The 16,445-nt window shown below is 65.8% G+C and carries 15 protein-coding genes; 4 read left to right on the top strand and 11 right to left on the bottom strand.

Annotated elements, in window-relative coordinates; genetic code table 11:
- Nucleotides 1-80 precede the first annotated feature (80 nt).
- A complete protein-coding gene (locus tag RN629_RS13470; RefSeq protein WP_407035658.1) occupies nucleotides 81-959 on the top strand; it encodes an AraC family transcriptional regulator in 879 nt (292 codons plus the stop codon).
- A gap of 42 nt (nucleotides 960-1,001) precedes the next feature.
- Here RN629_RS13470 and lepA read toward each other — a convergent pair whose 3' ends face one another.
- From lepA to RN629_RS13445, 5 genes are all read right to left on the bottom strand, one after another.
- Nucleotides 1,002-2,813 (bottom strand): translation elongation factor 4, encoded by a 1,812-nt coding sequence (gene lepA, locus RN629_RS13465; RefSeq protein WP_407035657.1) that lies wholly within the window; start codon nucleotides 2,811-2,813, stop codon nucleotides 1,002-1,004.
- Nucleotides 2,814-2,969: 156 nt separating this feature from the next.
- Nucleotides 2,970-3,686, bottom strand: a complete 717-nt coding sequence (locus RN629_RS13460; RefSeq protein WP_407035656.1) for a hypothetical protein — start codon at nucleotides 3,684-3,686, stop codon at nucleotides 2,970-2,972.
- A gap of 116 nt (nucleotides 3,687-3,802) precedes the next feature.
- Nucleotides 3,803-4,114, bottom strand: a complete 312-nt coding sequence (locus RN629_RS13455; protein WP_407035655.1) for a hypothetical protein — start codon at nucleotides 4,112-4,114, stop codon at nucleotides 3,803-3,805.
- Between the two features lie 155 nt (nucleotides 4,115-4,269).
- Nucleotides 4,270-4,851, bottom strand: coding sequence for a hypothetical protein (locus tag RN629_RS13450; RefSeq protein WP_407035654.1), 582 nt, complete (start codon nucleotides 4,849-4,851; stop codon nucleotides 4,270-4,272).
- 149 nt (nucleotides 4,852-5,000) lie between these two features.
- Nucleotides 5,001-6,812, bottom strand: a complete 1,812-nt coding sequence (locus RN629_RS13445) for a DUF885 domain-containing protein (RefSeq protein ID WP_407035653.1) — start codon at nucleotides 6,810-6,812, stop codon at nucleotides 5,001-5,003.
- Between the two features lie 142 nt (nucleotides 6,813-6,954).
- Between RN629_RS13445 and RN629_RS13440 the strand changes: the two genes are divergently transcribed.
- Nucleotides 6,955-7,758, top strand: coding sequence for an SGNH/GDSL hydrolase family protein (locus RN629_RS13440; protein ID WP_407035652.1), 804 nt, complete (start codon nucleotides 6,955-6,957; stop codon nucleotides 7,756-7,758).
- A gap of 103 nt (nucleotides 7,759-7,861) precedes the next feature.
- Here the strand turns inward: RN629_RS13440 and RN629_RS13435 are convergent, their stop codons facing one another.
- From RN629_RS13435 to RN629_RS13425, 3 genes are all read right to left on the bottom strand, one after another.
- Nucleotides 7,862-8,050 (bottom strand): hypothetical protein, encoded by a 189-nt coding sequence (locus RN629_RS13435; protein ID WP_407035651.1) that lies wholly within the window; start codon nucleotides 8,048-8,050, stop codon nucleotides 7,862-7,864.
- An 89-nt stretch (nucleotides 8,051-8,139) separates the two neighbouring features.
- Entirely contained in the window at nucleotides 8,140-8,355 is a 216-nt protein-coding gene (locus RN629_RS13430) for a cold-shock protein (protein ID WP_407035650.1), read from the bottom strand.
- 135 nt (nucleotides 8,356-8,490) lie between these two features.
- Nucleotides 8,491-8,871 carry a hypothetical protein gene (locus tag RN629_RS13425; RefSeq protein ID WP_407035649.1) on the bottom strand — a complete coding sequence of 127 codons (381 nt, stop codon included), beginning with the start codon at nucleotides 8,869-8,871 and terminating at the stop codon, nucleotides 8,491-8,493.
- 369 nt (nucleotides 8,872-9,240) lie between these two features.
- Here RN629_RS13425 and RN629_RS13420 point away from each other — a divergent pair, with 369 nt between their 5' ends.
- On the top strand, nucleotides 9,241-10,602 hold the full coding sequence (locus tag RN629_RS13420; protein WP_407035648.1) for a cation:proton antiporter: 1,362 nt from the start codon (nucleotides 9,241-9,243) through the stop codon (nucleotides 10,600-10,602).
- A gap of 127 nt (nucleotides 10,603-10,729) precedes the next feature.
- On the opposite strand, the gene RN629_RS13415 is transcribed toward RN629_RS13420, so the two are convergent.
- Nucleotides 10,730-11,404 (bottom strand): Npun_F0296 family exosortase-dependent surface protein, encoded by a 675-nt coding sequence (locus RN629_RS13415; protein WP_407035647.1) that lies wholly within the window; start codon nucleotides 11,402-11,404, stop codon nucleotides 10,730-10,732.
- A 336-nt stretch (nucleotides 11,405-11,740) separates the two neighbouring features.
- Between RN629_RS13415 and RN629_RS13410 the strand changes: the two genes are divergently transcribed.
- Nucleotides 11,741-12,376, top strand: a complete 636-nt coding sequence (locus tag RN629_RS13410) for a tetratricopeptide repeat protein (RefSeq protein WP_407035646.1) — start codon at nucleotides 11,741-11,743, stop codon at nucleotides 12,374-12,376.
- A 255-nt stretch (nucleotides 12,377-12,631) separates the two neighbouring features.
- Here the strand turns inward: RN629_RS13410 and RN629_RS13405 are convergent, their stop codons facing one another.
- Both RN629_RS13405 and RN629_RS13400 read right to left on the bottom strand, forming a co-directional pair.
- Nucleotides 12,632-14,488: an ATP-binding protein gene (locus tag RN629_RS13405; RefSeq protein ID WP_407035645.1), complete on the bottom strand. Its 1,857-nt coding sequence runs from the start codon at nucleotides 14,486-14,488 to the stop codon at nucleotides 12,632-12,634.
- A 12-nt stretch (nucleotides 14,489-14,500) separates the two neighbouring features.
- Nucleotides 14,501-16,390: a putative bifunctional diguanylate cyclase/phosphodiesterase gene (locus tag RN629_RS13400; RefSeq protein WP_407035644.1), complete on the bottom strand. Its 1,890-nt coding sequence runs from the start codon at nucleotides 16,388-16,390 to the stop codon at nucleotides 14,501-14,503.
- Between the last annotated feature and the right edge of the window lie 55 nt (nucleotides 16,391-16,445).

Here is a 16,445-nt window from a genome sequence, read left to right as displayed (position 1 = left end):
CTTTTGACGTGGATCGCGCAAGATCGGTCGCGCGGCCATCGCCGGATCGGGGCATCGATGGTCCACCACGGACGAAGGAGATGACGGTGACGGGCAGCCCCTATCGCGATCGGATGCGCCGCGTCCTCGATCATATCGAGGGGCATGCGGACGGCGATTGCAGCGTGGAGACGCTGGCCGGGATCGCCGCCTTCTCGCCCTTTCATTTCCATCGCCAGTTCGGGGCGACGACCGGGCTGCCGGTGGCGCGCTATGTCCATCTCGTGCGGATGAAGCGCGCCGCCTATCGGCTGGCCTATCGCACCGACCGGATCACGGAGATCGCGTTCGACGCGGGCTATGACGCGCCCGACGCCTTTGCGCGGGCCTTTCGCCGATGTCTGGGACGATCGCCCTCTGCGTTCCGCAAGGCGCCCGATCGGGAACCGTGGCACGCGGCCTTCGCGCCACTCGACCAAGCCAGGAACCAATCGATGCCACCTCCCTTCACCGTCCATGATGTCACCATTCAGGACCGGCCCGCCATTCCGGTCGCGATCATGACCCATCGCGGCGATCTCACCACCCTGCCCGCCACGATCCAGCGGTTCATCGCATGGCGCAAGGCACGGGGGCTGAAGCCGAAGGATCATGCGACCTTCACCATCTTCCACACCGATCCGCGCACCACGCCGCCCGCCGAGCATCGGCTGGACCTGTGCGTCGCCACCGACCGGCGGATCGAGCCCGATGACGAGGGCGTGGTGGCCGGGCTGATCCCCGGCGGCCGATGCGCGGTGCTGCGCGTCATCGGGCAGAGCGACGATCTGGAGCCTGCCGCGCTGTTCCTCTATCGCGACTGGCTGCCCGATAGCGGCGAGGAGTTGCGCGATTTCCCGCTCCATGCGCAGCGGGTGACGTTCTTTCCCGATGTCGCGGAAAAGGATGCGGTGACCGACCTGTTCCTGCCGCTGCGATAGCAAGGCCCGGCCCTGCCCCGATCGGGACAGGGCCGGTTTGCCTCAGGATTCGTCGCCCATGCGCAGCGCGGCGATAAAGGCTTCCTGCGGGATGCTGACCGAACCGTATTCGCGCATCTTCGCCTTACCCTTTTTCTGTTTTTCCAGCAGCTTGCGCTTGCGCGTTGCGTCGCCGCCATAGCATTTCGCGGTCACGTCCTTGCGCATCGCGCTGATCGTCTCGCGCGCGATCACCTTGCCTCCGATCGCCGCCTGGATCGGAATCTTGAACAGATGGCGCGGGATGAGTTCCTTCAACCGCTCGCACATGCCGCGCCCGCGCGTCTCGGCGGTGCCGCGATGGACGATCATCGACAGCGCATCGACCGGCTCCTCGTTGACAAGGATGCTCATCTTGACGAGGTCGCCCTCGCGATAGCCGATCTGGTGATAGTCGAAGCTGGCATAACCCTTCGACAGCGACTTCAGCCGGTCGTAGAAGTCGAACACCACCTCGTTGAGCGGCAGTTCATAGGTCGCCTGCGCCCGCCCGCCGACATAGGTCAGGTTCTTCTGGATACCACGCCGATCCTGGCACAGCTTCAGGATCGAGCCGAGATATTCGTCGGGGACATAGATGGTCGCCTCGATCCACGGCTCGCTGATCGACGCGATCTTGTTGGGATCGGGCATGTCGGCGGGGTTGTGCAGGTCGATCTGGCCGCCGTCATGGCTCAGTTCGATCTGGTATACCACCGACGGCGCGGTGGTGATGAGATCGAGGTCATATTCGCGGGTCAGCCGCTCCTGGATGATCTCCAGATGCAGCAGCCCCAGAAAGCCGCAACGGAAGCCGAAGCCCAAAGCCGCCGACGTCTCCATCTCGAAGCTGAACGAGGCGTCGTTGAGCCGCAGCTTACTGATCGACTCGCGCAGCTTTTCGAAGTCGTTGGCGTCGACCGGGAACAAGCCGCAGAACACCACCGGCTGGACTTCCTTGAAGCCCGGCAGCGCCTGCTCGGTCGGCTTCTTGGCATCGGTCAGCGTGTCACCGACACGCGCCTGCGCCACGTCCTTGATCTGCGCGGTGATGAAGCCGATCTCGCCCACGCCCAGTTCGGACAGCTGCTCGATCTTGGGCCGGAAACAGCCGACGCGGTCGATCAGGTGGGTGGTGCCCGCCTGCATGAACTTGATCTGCTGCCCCTTTTTCAGCGTCCCTTCCATGACGCGGACCAGGATCACGACGCCCAGATAGGGGTCGTACCAGCTATCGACCAGCATCGCCTTGAGCGGCGCGGTCGCGTCCCCCTTGGGCGCGGGAATGTTCTTGACGATCGCTTCCAGGATCTCGCCGATGCCGATCCCCGACTTGGCGCTGGCCAGCACCGCGCCGGACGCATCGATGCCGATCACATCCTCGATCTCCGCGCGGACCTTTTCGGGTTCGGCGGCGGGCAGGTCGATCTTGTTGATGACGGGCACGATCTCATGGTCATGCTCGATCGACTGATAGACATTGGCCAGCGTTTGCGCCTCGACGCCCTGCGCCGCATCGACGACCAGCAGCGCGCCCTCGCACGCCGCCAGCGACCGACTGACCTCATAGGCGAAGTCGACATGGCCCGGCGTGTCCATCAGGTTCAGCGTGTACGTCTCGCCATCCTGCGCCTTGTACGCCAGGCGCACCGTCTGCGCCTTGATGGTGATGCCGCGTTCCTTCTCGATCTCCATATTGTCGAGAACCTGTTCGCTCATCTCGCGGTCGGTCAGGCCGCCGGTGAACTGGATCAGGCGATCGGCGAGCGTCGACTTGCCATGGTCGATATGCGCGATGATGGAGAAGTTGCGGATCTTGTCGAGCGGCGTGGACACGGGGGGAATGGTTTCCTGAAAAGCTTTAGCGCACGCCGTTAGCAAAGATGCGCGCGGATGCCAAAGCGCTCTATCGCCGCCCTCGCATTTGCGGGACGGCCTTCGCCCCGCCGCCAGCCCCGCGGACAGGCGATGAAGATCGCGACAGGACCGGGCTCAGCCCGGCACGATCGCCTGTCGGACCGCCTCCATGCGCAAATTGGGGAAGACCTGTTCGATCGGCTTAGAGTCGGGCAGGATATAGACGTAGCCGCCCTTCTTCTGGAACAGCGGCCGCAGCGCCTTGGCATAGAAGGCCTTGGGCACGTTGATACAGCCAAAGGTGATACGATTGTCGTCGGGCGTGGACGACAGCATCCGCTCGCGCCGTTTTTCCCTGGGGCCAGCATCGCCGGGGATCGGATGAATCGCAACCGAGGTGGCATAATCGACCCACAGGATGCGTTCGCCCGCCACCGGTATGCCGAAGCGTGCCAGATAGCGTCCGGCCGGGGTGGTCTTTTCCGCCGGGCCCAATTGTCCCAGTCGCTTGCTGCCGACACCCGGCGTCGCCTCGTCCCCGGTCGCGATGCCGACCAGCACCGGCACGGCGGCGCGCGGCTTTCCCCTGGCGTCGAACAGGAACATCGCGGCATTGCGCTTGTCGACGACGACCCAGGGTAGCGCGTGATTGTCGCCGGTCGCCGAAATCCAGTCGATGACCCGAACCGCCTCCGCCGACGGAGCGATTCGCACGGCATCGGCAGCGGGGGCCGCCGCGCGCGCGGCTTTGGTCGCTTTGGGCTTATGCCCGCGGGGCGGTTGCGCCGGGGCCGCAGCGGGCAGCAGCAGCGCCACGCCCAACGCGACACGAATCAGGATTTTCGTCTGCAAGGCATGCTCAACAAGGATCGGCCCCTCTCGCGAAAGAGAGGCCGATAGAAAGAGGACCGTCCTGGACCGCGCACCCGGCCATCATGGGCGCGCCGCATCCGATCAGTAACGCACGATCAGTGGCGCGGCCGCCGGGCGGGCTTGCGCTCCTGCACGGTCAGGCGCTGTTCGACGCCGTCGACGCGACCGTTGAGCTGATCCAGCCGCTGGCCGTTATTCTGCGCCTGTCCGGCGGCGGCCTGCGCCTGGGCCAGCGCCGACTTGGCCGTGCCGTCGGTTTCCTGCAACCGACCCTCCAGCGTGTCCACACGCTGGCTCACCGGCGCGATCTGTTCACGAACGAAGGACTTGGTGGCGCAACCACTCAGCCCGAGGCCACCCGCCACGATCATCGCAGCAAGCAGGGATTTTGACGCGTAAGCAACCATTACTATTCTTCCAGTCGTTAACTAGCCGGAACGTTCAAGCCCATACGCCCAACTCTGCCAATACGCATTATGACTGATCGTGCATCTTCGTCGGTGAACCGAAAACTACAAACATGACAACTTATTATTGGGGCGCTTCATCGTATCCTGACAGGTCACCGGGCCTGGCGCGATGGGTGGCGCGGCGTGTGGGCGAACGGATCGCGAGGGATGTCCCCCGGCGCAACTGTGTCGCGTGCTTGCGCCCTGGGCGGGCTGCGCAGCCCATCGACGCAGCGACGTAGCGCCGTCACGGCCGCCCCGCTGCCGTCCAGCGCCAGCCGTTCGACCGGCACATCGCCCCGCGCGATCGCCAGCATCGCCGCACTGGCGAAATAGCCCGGGAATTTGGGTTCGAAGCTGGTCACGAAGCCACGTTTTCCGTCCGACGCGATGCCGATCGCGAAATGGCGAGGATAGCTCCCCCTGGACAGGCGGAAATCGAGCTTCAACCTGTCCTTCGGCCGGATCGACCAATTGGCGTTCAGCACGGACAGATGGTTGCTACCATCCCGATCGAGCCCGAGCAGCAGCGTGGTGTCCCCGCTGCGATCATATTGGCGCGTAAGGAAACAGCCCTGCCGGTCCTTGCTGACCGTCACGGTCCATGCGCCGAGCTGGCGCGGTGCTGGATCCTCGGCCTGCAAGGGGGCAGCAGCTGCGCCCGCCAGTCCCAGGGTCAGCGCGGCCCAGATCATGCGCCGATCATGCCTTATCATCCTCTGCCTTTCCGCTGCCGCCGCCAAGCCTTCCAAACGCCGATCCCGCCGCCGCGTTTCGATCGGCGGCAATGGCGACGAAGGGGCGCTATGGCCGGGCCTCCCGCAACCGGGGATGAACGCGAGCGTCAGGCCATATGTTCGCGCACCACCTTTTCGAGAATGTCGAGCGGCATCGCGCCCAGCGTCAACACCTGGTGAAACGCCTTCGGGTCCCAATCCGCGCCCGCCTTCGCCCTCGCCGCGTCGCGCAGGCGGACCCAGACGGTGTGACCGATCTTGTAGCTGCACGCCTGTCCCGGCCAGACGGTGTAGCGATCAATCTCGCCCTGGCTCCGGCCGCGCGCGATACCAGTGGTGGCGATCAGATAGTCGGTCGCCTTTTCGCGGCTCCACCTTTTGGCATGCATCCCCGAATCCACGACCAGCCGGGTCGCGCGGAACAGCAGCGATTGCAGGAAGCCGACCTGCCCCAGCGGGTCACCCTCATACATGCCCATTTCGTCCGCCAGTTGCTCGGAATAGAGCGCCCAGCCCTCCGAATAGCCCGAATAGAAGCCACGCCGCCGGATCAGCGGGATGTCCTGGCTCTCCAGCGCCGACATGACCTGAAGATGATGGCCGGGCACCGCCTCGTGATAGCTAAGCGTGGCCAGCCCGAATTTGGGCCGGTCGAACGTATCGCGCAGATTGATGAAATAGATGGCGGGGCGGCTGCCGTCGAGCGAGGCGGACTGGTAATAGCCGCCGGGCGCGCCCGCCTGGATCGCCTCGGGCACGCGACGGATTTCGACCGGTGCCCTGGGCAGGACCGCAAACTGCTGGGGCAGGCGCCGGGTCATCGCCGCCACCTGTCCGCGCAATTGCGCCAGCAGCGCCTCGCGGCCCGGATCGGTGTTGGGATAGAGCTGGTCGGGGCGCTTGTTGAGCGCGACCAGACGATCGCCAACGCTGCCCTGGCGCATCCCCTGCGCCTGCAGGATGGTGTCGATCCGCGCGCCGATCTCCGCCACCTGCGCCAGACCCAATGCGTGGATCTCGTCGCCGGTCATTGCCGTGGTCGTCGCGGCCGCGACCGCGGCGCTGTAATAGGCCTCGCCATCGGGCAGGCGCCAGACGCCCGCGTCATGTACCGCCAAGCCGCGCAACTCGGTCACGAGCGCGCGCTGCCGGTCGAGCGCGGGAAAGACGCGCTCGCGCATCACCTGCGCCACCGCCTGCGCGCGGTCGGGCGGCAGGCTGGCGGCCTTCAGCTTGGCGGCCAGATCGACGACCGGGCCCGTCTGCTCGGGCGGCCTGTCGCGTACCGCCGCCAGCTGCCGGAGCGTCGTGTCGAGGATATAGTCCGGGGCGAAGATGCCCTTGCCCCTGCCCGCATCCTCGCGCTGCCGCTCGGTCTCGGCATCGATCACCCCGGCAAGCGCCGCGACCCGTGCGACATAGGCATCCGCATCGGCGACGTCCGCCACGCGGTGCTGACTCGACAGGAAATCGGGCACGTCGCGATACGCGCCGCTCAGCTGCGTCAGGACATAGGGCGCATAGCGCCCTGCAGCCGTCCCGAAGCCGTAGCGTTCGCCCGCCACCACCTGGTCCAGGCTATAGGCGACGATGTCGTAATCCAGTCGCGCCGCATCCCCCAGCGCCTCGCGCGGAATGGCCCGCAACGCCGCCAACTCGCGCCGGGCCCGCGCGAAATCCCGAGCCTGGCCCGCGCGCGACGTGTCGTCCAATCGCGACTTCAGCGCGGCGCGCGGCCCCACGTCCAGACCCAGCGAGGTCGCCTGTTCGGGGCTGTCGTCCAGCCGGTCGTAGAAGAAACGATCAAGCAGCGCGCGCAACTCTGCATCGCGGGCCCCGGGGGCGGCAAAGGCGCGATACGGCAAGGCAGCCGCGACGACGGTCAGGCTGGCCGAGGCGAGGAACTGGCGACGGTGCATGGGCTCTCCCGATGACGCAAGGGCGTCCCCCCTATGGCTAGGCCGCCGATCGCCGGGCGCAAAGCCCTTTATCCTCCCTCCGCTTGTGAGCGGGCGCAAACGAGGGGTATCAATGTCCGACAAGGATCGAGGAGGGGATGACATGAAGACCGGATTTGCCGCAGCACTGACAGGTGCCCTGCTGGTCGCCACGCCGCTGGCCGCGCAGACCAGGATTCCCGGCGATCCCCATGCCGACGATCCGGCCGGTATCGTCGACAGTCCCTGCCCCACCGACCATGGCATCGAACAGGCAGGCGGGTGGCAGATGACCAACCTGCACATGCTGACCCGCGATTTTGGGCAGCTTTGTCGCTATCGCGAAGACAATGCCCGGCTGCTCGCCGCGCGCACGCCGGTGCGCGTCGTGTTCATGGGGGATTCGATCACCGATGGCTGGATCAACGCCGATCGCGACCTCTTCACGAACGGGCTGGTCGATCGCGGGATCAGCGGCCAGACCACGCCGCAAATGCTGGTCCGCTTTCGGCAGGACGTGATCGCGCTCCATCCCCGTGCCGTCCATATCATGGCGGGTACCAATGACATCGCGGGCAATACCGGCGCGGCGACGATGGAGACGGTGCAGGGCCATATCCAGTCAATGGCCGAACTGGCCCGGGCGCACGGGATCAAGGTGATCCTTGCCTCCATTCCGCCCGCGATCGCCTTTTCCTGGAACCCCGCCAAGCGCCCCGCGCCGCAGATCCAGGCCTTCAACCGCTGGCTGCAGGATTATGCGAGGCGCAACGGCTTCACCTATATCGATTATCATCATGTCCTGGCGACGCCGGACGGCGGGATGAAGCCGGGCTTTGCCAAGGACGGCGTCCACCCCACCGTCGCCGGTTATGCCGCGATGCGTCCCCTGACGCTTGACGCGATCCGGCGGACGCTGGAGCGGTAAACCCCCGATCGACACACGCGACCGCCTCACTGCGTCACGAAAGTTACTCCGCCGGCGCCATGAGAACGGGTTGATTGAAACGGTACGTCTGTTGCAGCAGGCCTCAGGCGTCGACCGGCAGGGCCGCTGCGCGTGCATCCCGCGCCGCTTCGGTCCGCAGCGAGCGCTGCGCCATCGCGGCCCAGGCCGCCTCGGCGCGCAGGCAGCGGTCCCGGACATTGGCCAGTTGGGACTGGTCGGCCTGGGTACGACAATCGGCGGCACGCTGAAGATACATTTCGGAATCACGCATGACGGCGACCTTTCATGGCGACGGACCCCAGGCCCGTCAGGGAAAAACCGTGGCGCGGCCCGCGATTGGACCGCGCCGTAGCGTCCGCGTCAGTCGGCGGGCTGAAGATTGACCGCCGCCATCTTGCCGCGACGATCCTCTTCCAGCTCATAGCCGATACGCTGGTTCTGTTGCAGCGAGATCATGCCCGCCCGCTCGACCGCCGAGATGTGAACGAACGCATCCGCGCCGCCCTGATCCGGCGTGATGAAACCATAGCCCTTGTCGGCGTTGAAGAATTTGACGGTGCCGTTCTGCTGGCTCATGCGATGGTCCTTCTTGAAACAGGGCTGACCGGGAATCGATCGGCCCGGGGGCCTCGACAGCAGGGAAAGAAGGAAGAAGGGCGGCCAAGCTCCGAAAACCGTCGATATGCGACTAAAGCGCCATCAATATGGGGATCAGGCAGCCCGTTCGCAACCCGGCAATCCGGAGGAGGACGGCGCGACCTGATGATAATCGGCGGCGAGCCGCACCACCTCCTCGGGCGTGAAGCGCAAATCCAGCATCGAGGCGTCACCGTCGCGCTCTCGCCAGTGATCGATCGCCGACATCCGCACCGGCCGGCGGGCGACCAGCCCGACCCAATGGGCCAGCAGCACATCCAGTTCCCGAAAGGCATTGCGGGTCACGCGGGCGCGCACGATCCGCTGGCGATCGGACAGCGGCTTTGCCGTCCTCGCCCAGAGTGGTGCGATCCGGTCCTGCACCGCCTGGACCCCATCGGTCAGCGCGCGGCGAACCCGCTCATGGTCCTCGGCGGATCGGGGCGAGCGGCTCATCGTCGCGCCGCCATGCGCTTCCAGTAACGACGGCGCAGCCAACGGGTGAACAGACGTGCGATCATGCCCCGCCCGTCCCCGCTGCAATATGGAAGAAACCCATCAACCGGCTCCAGCGCGACAAGCGGGAGCCCAGCGTCTCTCAGTCGCCAGCGCTTGCAGTCATCAAACCGGCGATGAAGCGGGCTTACCACCTCGCCCCTGCCCTGTCGCGATGTTTCTCGGCATGGCGCACGGGCCAGAGAATCGCGTCGAAACCCCGGAAAACAAGCCTCGATCGCCGAAACCTCTTTGCAAGCGCTGGGAATTTCGTACCGCTATCATCCTCGATGCCGGAGGGGGCGATCGTGAGGGGAGCAAGACGGGCAAATGAACGACGCGATCGACAGTCTGTGGCGGACCGCCGGCGGCATCCTGGAACCGCATGGTCCCGCCACGGCGGCCAGCGCCGCCAGCTATGCGCCCGGCGATTACAGCACCCATTTCTTCCTGCAACTCGCAGTGATCCTGTTCGCGTGCCGCGTGGTCGGCTGGCTGGGACAGCGTTTCCTGGCGCAGCCGCCGGTGGTGGGCGAAATGATCGCGGGCGTCGTCCTCGGCCCGTCGCTCCTCGGGCTGGCCTTCCCCGACCTTCAGGCGGCGATCTTTCCCAGGGACACGCGCAACATGCTCTATGCCGGGGCCCAGCTGGGCGTCGCGCTCTACATGTTCCTGGTCGGCCTGACCCTGCGCCTCGACCATTTTCGATCCAAGGCGCGCAGTGCGCTGGCGGTCTCCGCCTCGGGCGTGATCGCGCCCTTTCTGATCGCCGCCGCCCTCACCCCCTTCCTGCTGCGCATTCCCGGCCTGTTCGCGCCGGACGTCAGCCGGGGCAATGCGACGCTGTTCATGGGGGCCTGCATCGCGCTCACCGCCTTTCCCATGCTGGCGCGGATCATCAACGAGCGCGGGCTGGCGGACAGTCCGCTCGGCACGCTGTCGCTGGCGGCGGGCGCGTTCGACGATGCGGCGTCCTGGTGCGTGCTGGCGGTGGTGCTGGCGACCTTTGGCGGCGGCAGCGGCGTCGCCATCCTCGCGATCGGCGGCGCGGCGCTCTATGTCGGCTTTCTGCTGCTCTTCGGCCGCCGCATCCTCGCACCACTGGGCCATGCTGTCGAGCGTCGGGGCGAGATGAGCATGACGGTGCTGGCCCTCACGCTGATGGCCTTCTGCATCTCCGCCTTCATCATGGATGCGATCGGCATTCATGGCATCTTCGGCGGCTTCATCCTCGGCGTGTTCATGCCGCGCGGCCTGTTCGTCGCGGAGTTGAAGAAGAAGGTCGAACCGCTGGCGGTCGTCCTGCTGCTGCCGATGTTCTTCACCTATTCGGGGCTCAACACCCGGATGGACATGGTCAATTCGGGCTCGCTGCTGCTGATCGCACTGGGGGTGCTGGCCGCGTCGATCCTGGCCAAGTTCGGCGCCTGCTACATCGCCGCACGGCTTTGCGGGGAAGACAACCGGACGGCGCTGGGCATCGGCGCGCTGATGAACTCGCGCGGCCTGATGGAACTCATCATCATCAATATCGGTCTGCAAAAGGGCATTATCGGCCCGACGCTCTTCTCGATGCTGGTGCTGATGGCGATCGTCACAACGATGATGGCCAGCCCATTGTTCGAGCTTGTCTATGGCCGCAGGGCGCGTGTGCTGGGTGAGATGGAAATGATGAAGACCGGGTCACGGTGACACGACCTACAGGCGGTCGGTTATGGCCGACCGCTTTGCCGCGACTGGACCACATACGAAAAAGAGCGGCCCGAGGCCGCTCTTTCACGCTCCGCCTGTAGCTATGAACGGACGCCGCACAGCAAGATCAGGCCACCGTCCTACGGCGACGGCGCGACGCGGCGACGAGGCCACCGAGTCCGAGGCCGAACAGCGTCAGCGTCGCAGGCTCGGGAACCGAGGTCGGCGAGGTGTTGAAGAACGACACATTGTCCAGTTCGAACGCGGTGCTTCCCGAAGTGAACTTCAGGCCGCCGATCTTCTGTCCGCTCAAGCTGTCCAGCGTGAACGTTACGTATTGATTATACTTTGGATCGTTATAATTGCTGCCCCAAGCATCGGCACCCGGCGCGGCGAAATCCAGCCCGGTGATCGTCTTGATAACCCGATAGGTGGTGTCGAGAATTGACAGCTTGTTGAAAGAATCCGCCGAACCCCAATACAGGCTGACACCATCAAAGCCCTTGCCACCGGTTTTCAGCACGGCCGTCTTGCCACCATTGACCATCAGATACTGGGTTGTGTCGTTCAACGGCTGGCTCCAGCCCTTGGCCGAACCGGTCGTCAGCAAACCGCCCGAAAGCGAAAACCCGTTGGGGAGACTGGTTCTGCCGTTGGTACCGTTGAAATCGACCAGGACCGAACCCTCACGCGGGGTCTGGTCGCCCGCCACCGAGGTCAAAGTGCCAGCGCTCGCGGAAGTCGAACCCAGCGTGCCGGCCATAACGGCCGCCATCGCCATCATCTTTGCAAAACCCGCCATCTTCAGTCTCCCTGCTATCCTGACAAAGGCCGATCCGGTTAGCATCGCTGGCTGGGTGGACATTGGTTCCGCCACCCGACATCGGTTCAACCCTCGGCGCTGCGTTCACGAATTCCCTTCAAACCCAATTCTCTTTCTAACTCTGCCATTATGTATATCGTCGTCCGAACGGTTATCGCACCCGTTAAATAATCCATAAATGTCGTATAAATACAATATGTTGCCATAGCATGTTTCAAGATAAGACAGGCAATCGGGACTGCCGCCGGGCTTTTACGCTATGTCAATGCGAATCAAGCGATACGGATCGTCAATTGAGTCTGGCAGGAATGATCAATGAAACGCCGCAAGCTTCTCGTCATCGCGGGCATTCTGCTCGTCCTGGTCATGCTGGCGATCATCGCGGCGGCATTGCTGCGACGTCCCTCGGACAAACCCACGCTCACCCCGGTCTTCGTCGATCGCCCCGCCCCGGCCCTTGCCCCGGCTGCCGCGCAGGCCGTCGCGGCCAAGGCCCCCGGCGATGCGGTTGCGCAGAAGCAACTGGGGGACGCGATGCTGGCCAAGCGTCGTTTCGACGAAGCGGCAACCGCCTATCGCGCATCGCTGGCGATCGACCCCAACCAGTCGACCGCCTGGTCGGCGCTGGGCGAAGCGTTGATGCAGACCACCAAGTCCAACGACGTCAACCTGCCGCCCGCCGCCGCTGAGGCATTCCGCAAGACATTGGCGCTCGATCCGCGCGATGCCCGTGCCCGTTTCTATTTCGCCATGGAAAAGGACTTCCAGGGCAAGCATGACGAAGCCATCGGCGAATGGATCGCGCTGCTTCGCGAAATCCCGGCGGGTTCGGACGCGGACGAGGCGCTTCGTTCGACGCTGGCCGCCTCGATCAAGCGCAACATCGCGCTGATCCGGCAGGCGGTGGACGAGGCGGGCCGCGCCCAGCCGCGCTACAAATCCAAACCATGATCTGATCGCCGCCATCAGGAAGCCGCACCTCCGGGGCACGGATCGCGAACCGCGGTCCGTGCCCTTTTTGCTGCGCTCCGATGCCGAGGTGGAGGGACAGGAACATCCGGGCAATCGCACGGGCCGAAACCTGCCAGCCTGTTACAACGTCTGCCTCGACCGGGGAGAGGCTCCATCGCCCCGGCTCAGCCTCTGGTGAAGCGGCGAGATGGGAGAGGCGCCCCCGGTCAGCCCGGCCGCGCGCCGACCGCCGGATCAGGCGGCTCGGGCCGTGACGATCGCCTCATCCCGTACCGGGTCGAGGATCAGGATCGCGGTCGCGCCCTTCCCCTCCCCCTCGCTTCGCAGCTCCAGGCCGCCCCCCATCGCCGCCATGGAATTGGCGCACCAATGGAGCCCCAGACCGCCCGACTTGTCCTTGCGCATCGAATAGCCCGGCTGGAAGAGCCGGGCCTGCACGGCCGGGTCGAAGCCTTCGCCGTCATCGACGATCCGCGTCACGACCTGTCCGACCGGGTTGGCCTCGACCTCCACCTGGATATGACCGGCCTCGCGCCCCGTCGCGACGATCGCCTCCACCGCATTCGCAAAGAGATTGCCGACGACCTGGCTCAGGATCACGCGGTTGGCGAGGACCGGAACCGGCCCTGTCGGGACGTCGATCGCGATCGCCACATCCTGCGCATAGCGTGCGATCGTCGCGTTGTTCGCCAGGATCTCGGCCATGTCGCACCGTTCGCGTTGCGGCCGTTCGTTCGCCCGCGCCTGCTGCGTGCCGATGATCTCCAGCGTCTGGCGCATCGCGTCGCGACCGATTTCCAGTTGCTCGCGAACCCTGTCCCGCGCCAGCGCCTCCGCCTCGATCGCCGCGCGGACAAAGGCGACCAGCCTCGTCCGGCGGCCAGGCGGGACGTTCGCGTCGCCCAGTTCGCGCAGCGCGCGGTCGAGCAGCGCGGGGTCGGCGGACGGGGTGCGTCCGGCGCCATGGCTCAGGATGGTGCCCAGCGGAGCCAGCGCGTTGCGGACATTGTGCAGCACGGCCACCGCACTCTCAGAACGCCCCAGTGCGAAACTCTGGATCTCATTCTGCTCGCGCAGACCCTTCAACTGGCTGAGCATCGCATTGAAGCTCCGGCCGAGCGAGCCGATCTCGTCATCGCGCCCCGCCCTGGCGTTGAACGGCATCAGGACGCCGGACATCCGCACGCGCTGCATATGCTGTTCGATCTGGCCCAGCGGCGCGAGCACGAGCTGGCTGATCGCCCGCCGGAGCAGCACCAGCATGAAGACGAGCAGCAGGATCGACCCCGCAATGGCCAGCAGCATCGTTCGCCGACCCAGCAGCGCCAGTTCGCGCGGGGTGGTGAAGGCGGCGGTCGCCACCGCGCCGCCATCGGGGCCCCGGATCGGGATCGACACGGACACCGACCGGCGGCTCCAGGTCGCCATCGAACGATCGGCGGGAGAGCGGAGGTCGATCCGCGCCGGCCGGTCGATCATGTGACCGAGACGCTGCGGCGTCAGCAGATGGACCAGCGCGACATAGCTGGCATCGTCGCCACGCCCGACCGGATCGGGGATCCGCGCCACCCCGATCGCGGCGATCCGATCGCCCAGCCGGGTATAGAAATGCGCGCTCCCCTCCCGCCCGGTCCACCGCGCGAGATCGAGCCGCGACAGAATCGCGGCGAGTGCCGCCCGCGTCGCGACCTGTTGCCGCGCGGTATCGGGGTGCTGCCAGGCGATGTGCCATGTCGCCTCCCCCGCCCGGCGATAGGCTGATCCCTCGATCCGGTGATCGGCATAGACGGTTCGCGCCAGTCGGACAGGCAAGGCTTCCCTGGACGCCGAGAGCCCCGCGCCCGCCATGCTCGCATGATCGCGGGCGATGCCTTCGGCACGTTCCGCAAATCCGTCCAGCCGCCGTTCGACTCTTTCCATGGCGGCTCTGACCGACTGGTCTTCCAGCCGGTCGAAGCTCGGCGCGATGACGAAGCCGAGCAGGGCGGCGAGGGAGACCGCGCCGATGATCCCCGCGACCGTCAACACCGCCACCATGGCGTCGGGCAGCGACTGGCGCGGCCTCCGCGCCCAGCCGGACAAACTCCGCATCGTCACCCTCGATCAGGCCCGCGCAGCGAGGACCGGCCGTTCATGGGTGGCGCCGATGGCGAACGGCATGGAACGCTGCGCCGCGAGCGTCCTTGCCTCGCCCCCGGCAACAGGTTCGGAAAAGAGATAGCCTTGCAGATGGCTGGCCCCCGCGACCCGCAGGGCCTGGGTCTGCGCCTCGGTCTCCACGCCCTCGGCGATGACGCCCAGGCCCAGCGCGCGGCCCAGATGGATGATCGAATGGACGATCGCGACCGACTCGCGCTCGCGCCCCATGCCCTCGACGAAGCTGCGATCGATCTTCAGGCAATCGAGCGCGAACTTGCGGATATTGTACAGGCTGGAATAGCCCGTGCCGAAATCATCGAGCGCGATCCGGAATCCCAACTCGCGGAGCCGGGTCAGTGTCTGTGCCGCGCCGTCGGCATCGTCAAAGATCGCGGTTTCGGTGATCTCGATCTGCACCCGGCGCGGATCGACACCCGCCGAACGGACCCGGTCCACGACATGCTCGACAAAATGCGCGCGACGGAACTGCGCCGGGCTGAAATTGATCGAGACATATTGACCGGGCCAGTGACGCGCTTCGGCCAGCGCCTGATCCAGCACCCAGTCGCCGAGTTCGTGGATAAGGTTGCTTTCTTCGGCGATGGGGATGAACAGGCTGGGCGTCACAAGGCCGTGATCGGGCGAGCGCCACCGGACCAGCGCCTCGAAACCGACAATGTCGAGCTGGCCACGGTCGACGATCGGCTGAAACATCAGGCTCAGCTCGTCGCGCCGCAACGCCTCGCCGAGGCCCGCCTCGATCCCCCGGCGGACCCGGACACCCTCGTCCATCGCCGCGTCGAACACGCGGACCACGCCGCGCCCCTGGCGCTTGGCATCGTTCAAGGCCGTGTCGGCGCTCCGCATGAGGTCGATCGGATCGCGATTGCCCCCCTCATGGCTGATAACCAGTCCGCAGGAGACGCCGCATCGCACCGCCTGACCCAGGATCATGAAGGGCGTCGCGCACGCATCGATGATCCGCTGGCATGCCGACACCGCATCGGCTTCACAGTCGCTATCGAAAAGGATGCCGAACTCGTCGCCGCCCAGCCGCGCGACCATCGCGCCCGGCGGCGCGCTCTGCTTTATCATCGCATGGACGTCGCGGATCAACTCGTCCCCGGCAAGATGGCCCAATGTGTCGTTGACGCGCTTGAACCGGTCGAGATCGAGCATGGCGGCGACGAAGCTGCCCGGTCGCCGCCCGCGTTCGCCGAGACCGCGCAGAAAGGCCGCGCGGTTGGGCGCATCGGTCAGCGCGTCATGCATCGCGATGTGCATCGCCCGGCTTTCATTCGCCGCCAGTTCCGCCGTCTTTTCCTCCAGCGCGACGACCTGCCGGGCCAGCAACGCGCGCGTCCGGGCGAGTTCGCGATCATTGTGCCAGCGGCGTCCCAGCGCCAGCGCGGTCTGCGCGACCTCCGCCACCTCGAACGGCTTCACGATGTAGAATATGCGGTCGGCCGGCCCGGCGACACGGCCGATATCGGCGGGCGCGAAATCGGAATAGCCGGTAACGATGACCAGGTGAATATCGGGATCGAGCGCCCGGATACGACGCGCGGTTTCCCGCCCGTCAATCCCCGGCGGCATCCGGACGTCGATAAACGCGACGGCATAGGGATCGCCTTCGGCCCGCGCCTGTTCGACCGCGGCCACCGCATCGATCCCCTGTTGCACATGATGCGGCCGAAACCGCACCGGGTCCGCCGCCGCCGCGCCCGGCTCGCTGCCGAACAGGTCCGCCGCCATCGCATCCAGGCGCTCGGTTTCCCCACCCGCCACGCCCGGAAAGCACAAGGCGTAGCTGTCATGGACAGCCGGTTCGTCGTCAACGATCAGAATACGCATCCGGCTACCATCATCCGTCCCAGGGGCCCATTACGGAACGATGGTAAGCCGGCAT

It is taken from the genome of Facivitalis istanbulensis (genome assembly GCF_040560405.1).
Taxonomy (GTDB): Bacteria; Pseudomonadota; Alphaproteobacteria; order Sphingomonadales; family Sphingomonadaceae; genus Sphingomonas; species Sphingomonas istanbulensis.
Note: the sequence above shows the minus strand (reverse complement) of the source record. Positions and strands in the feature narration are given on the sequence as shown.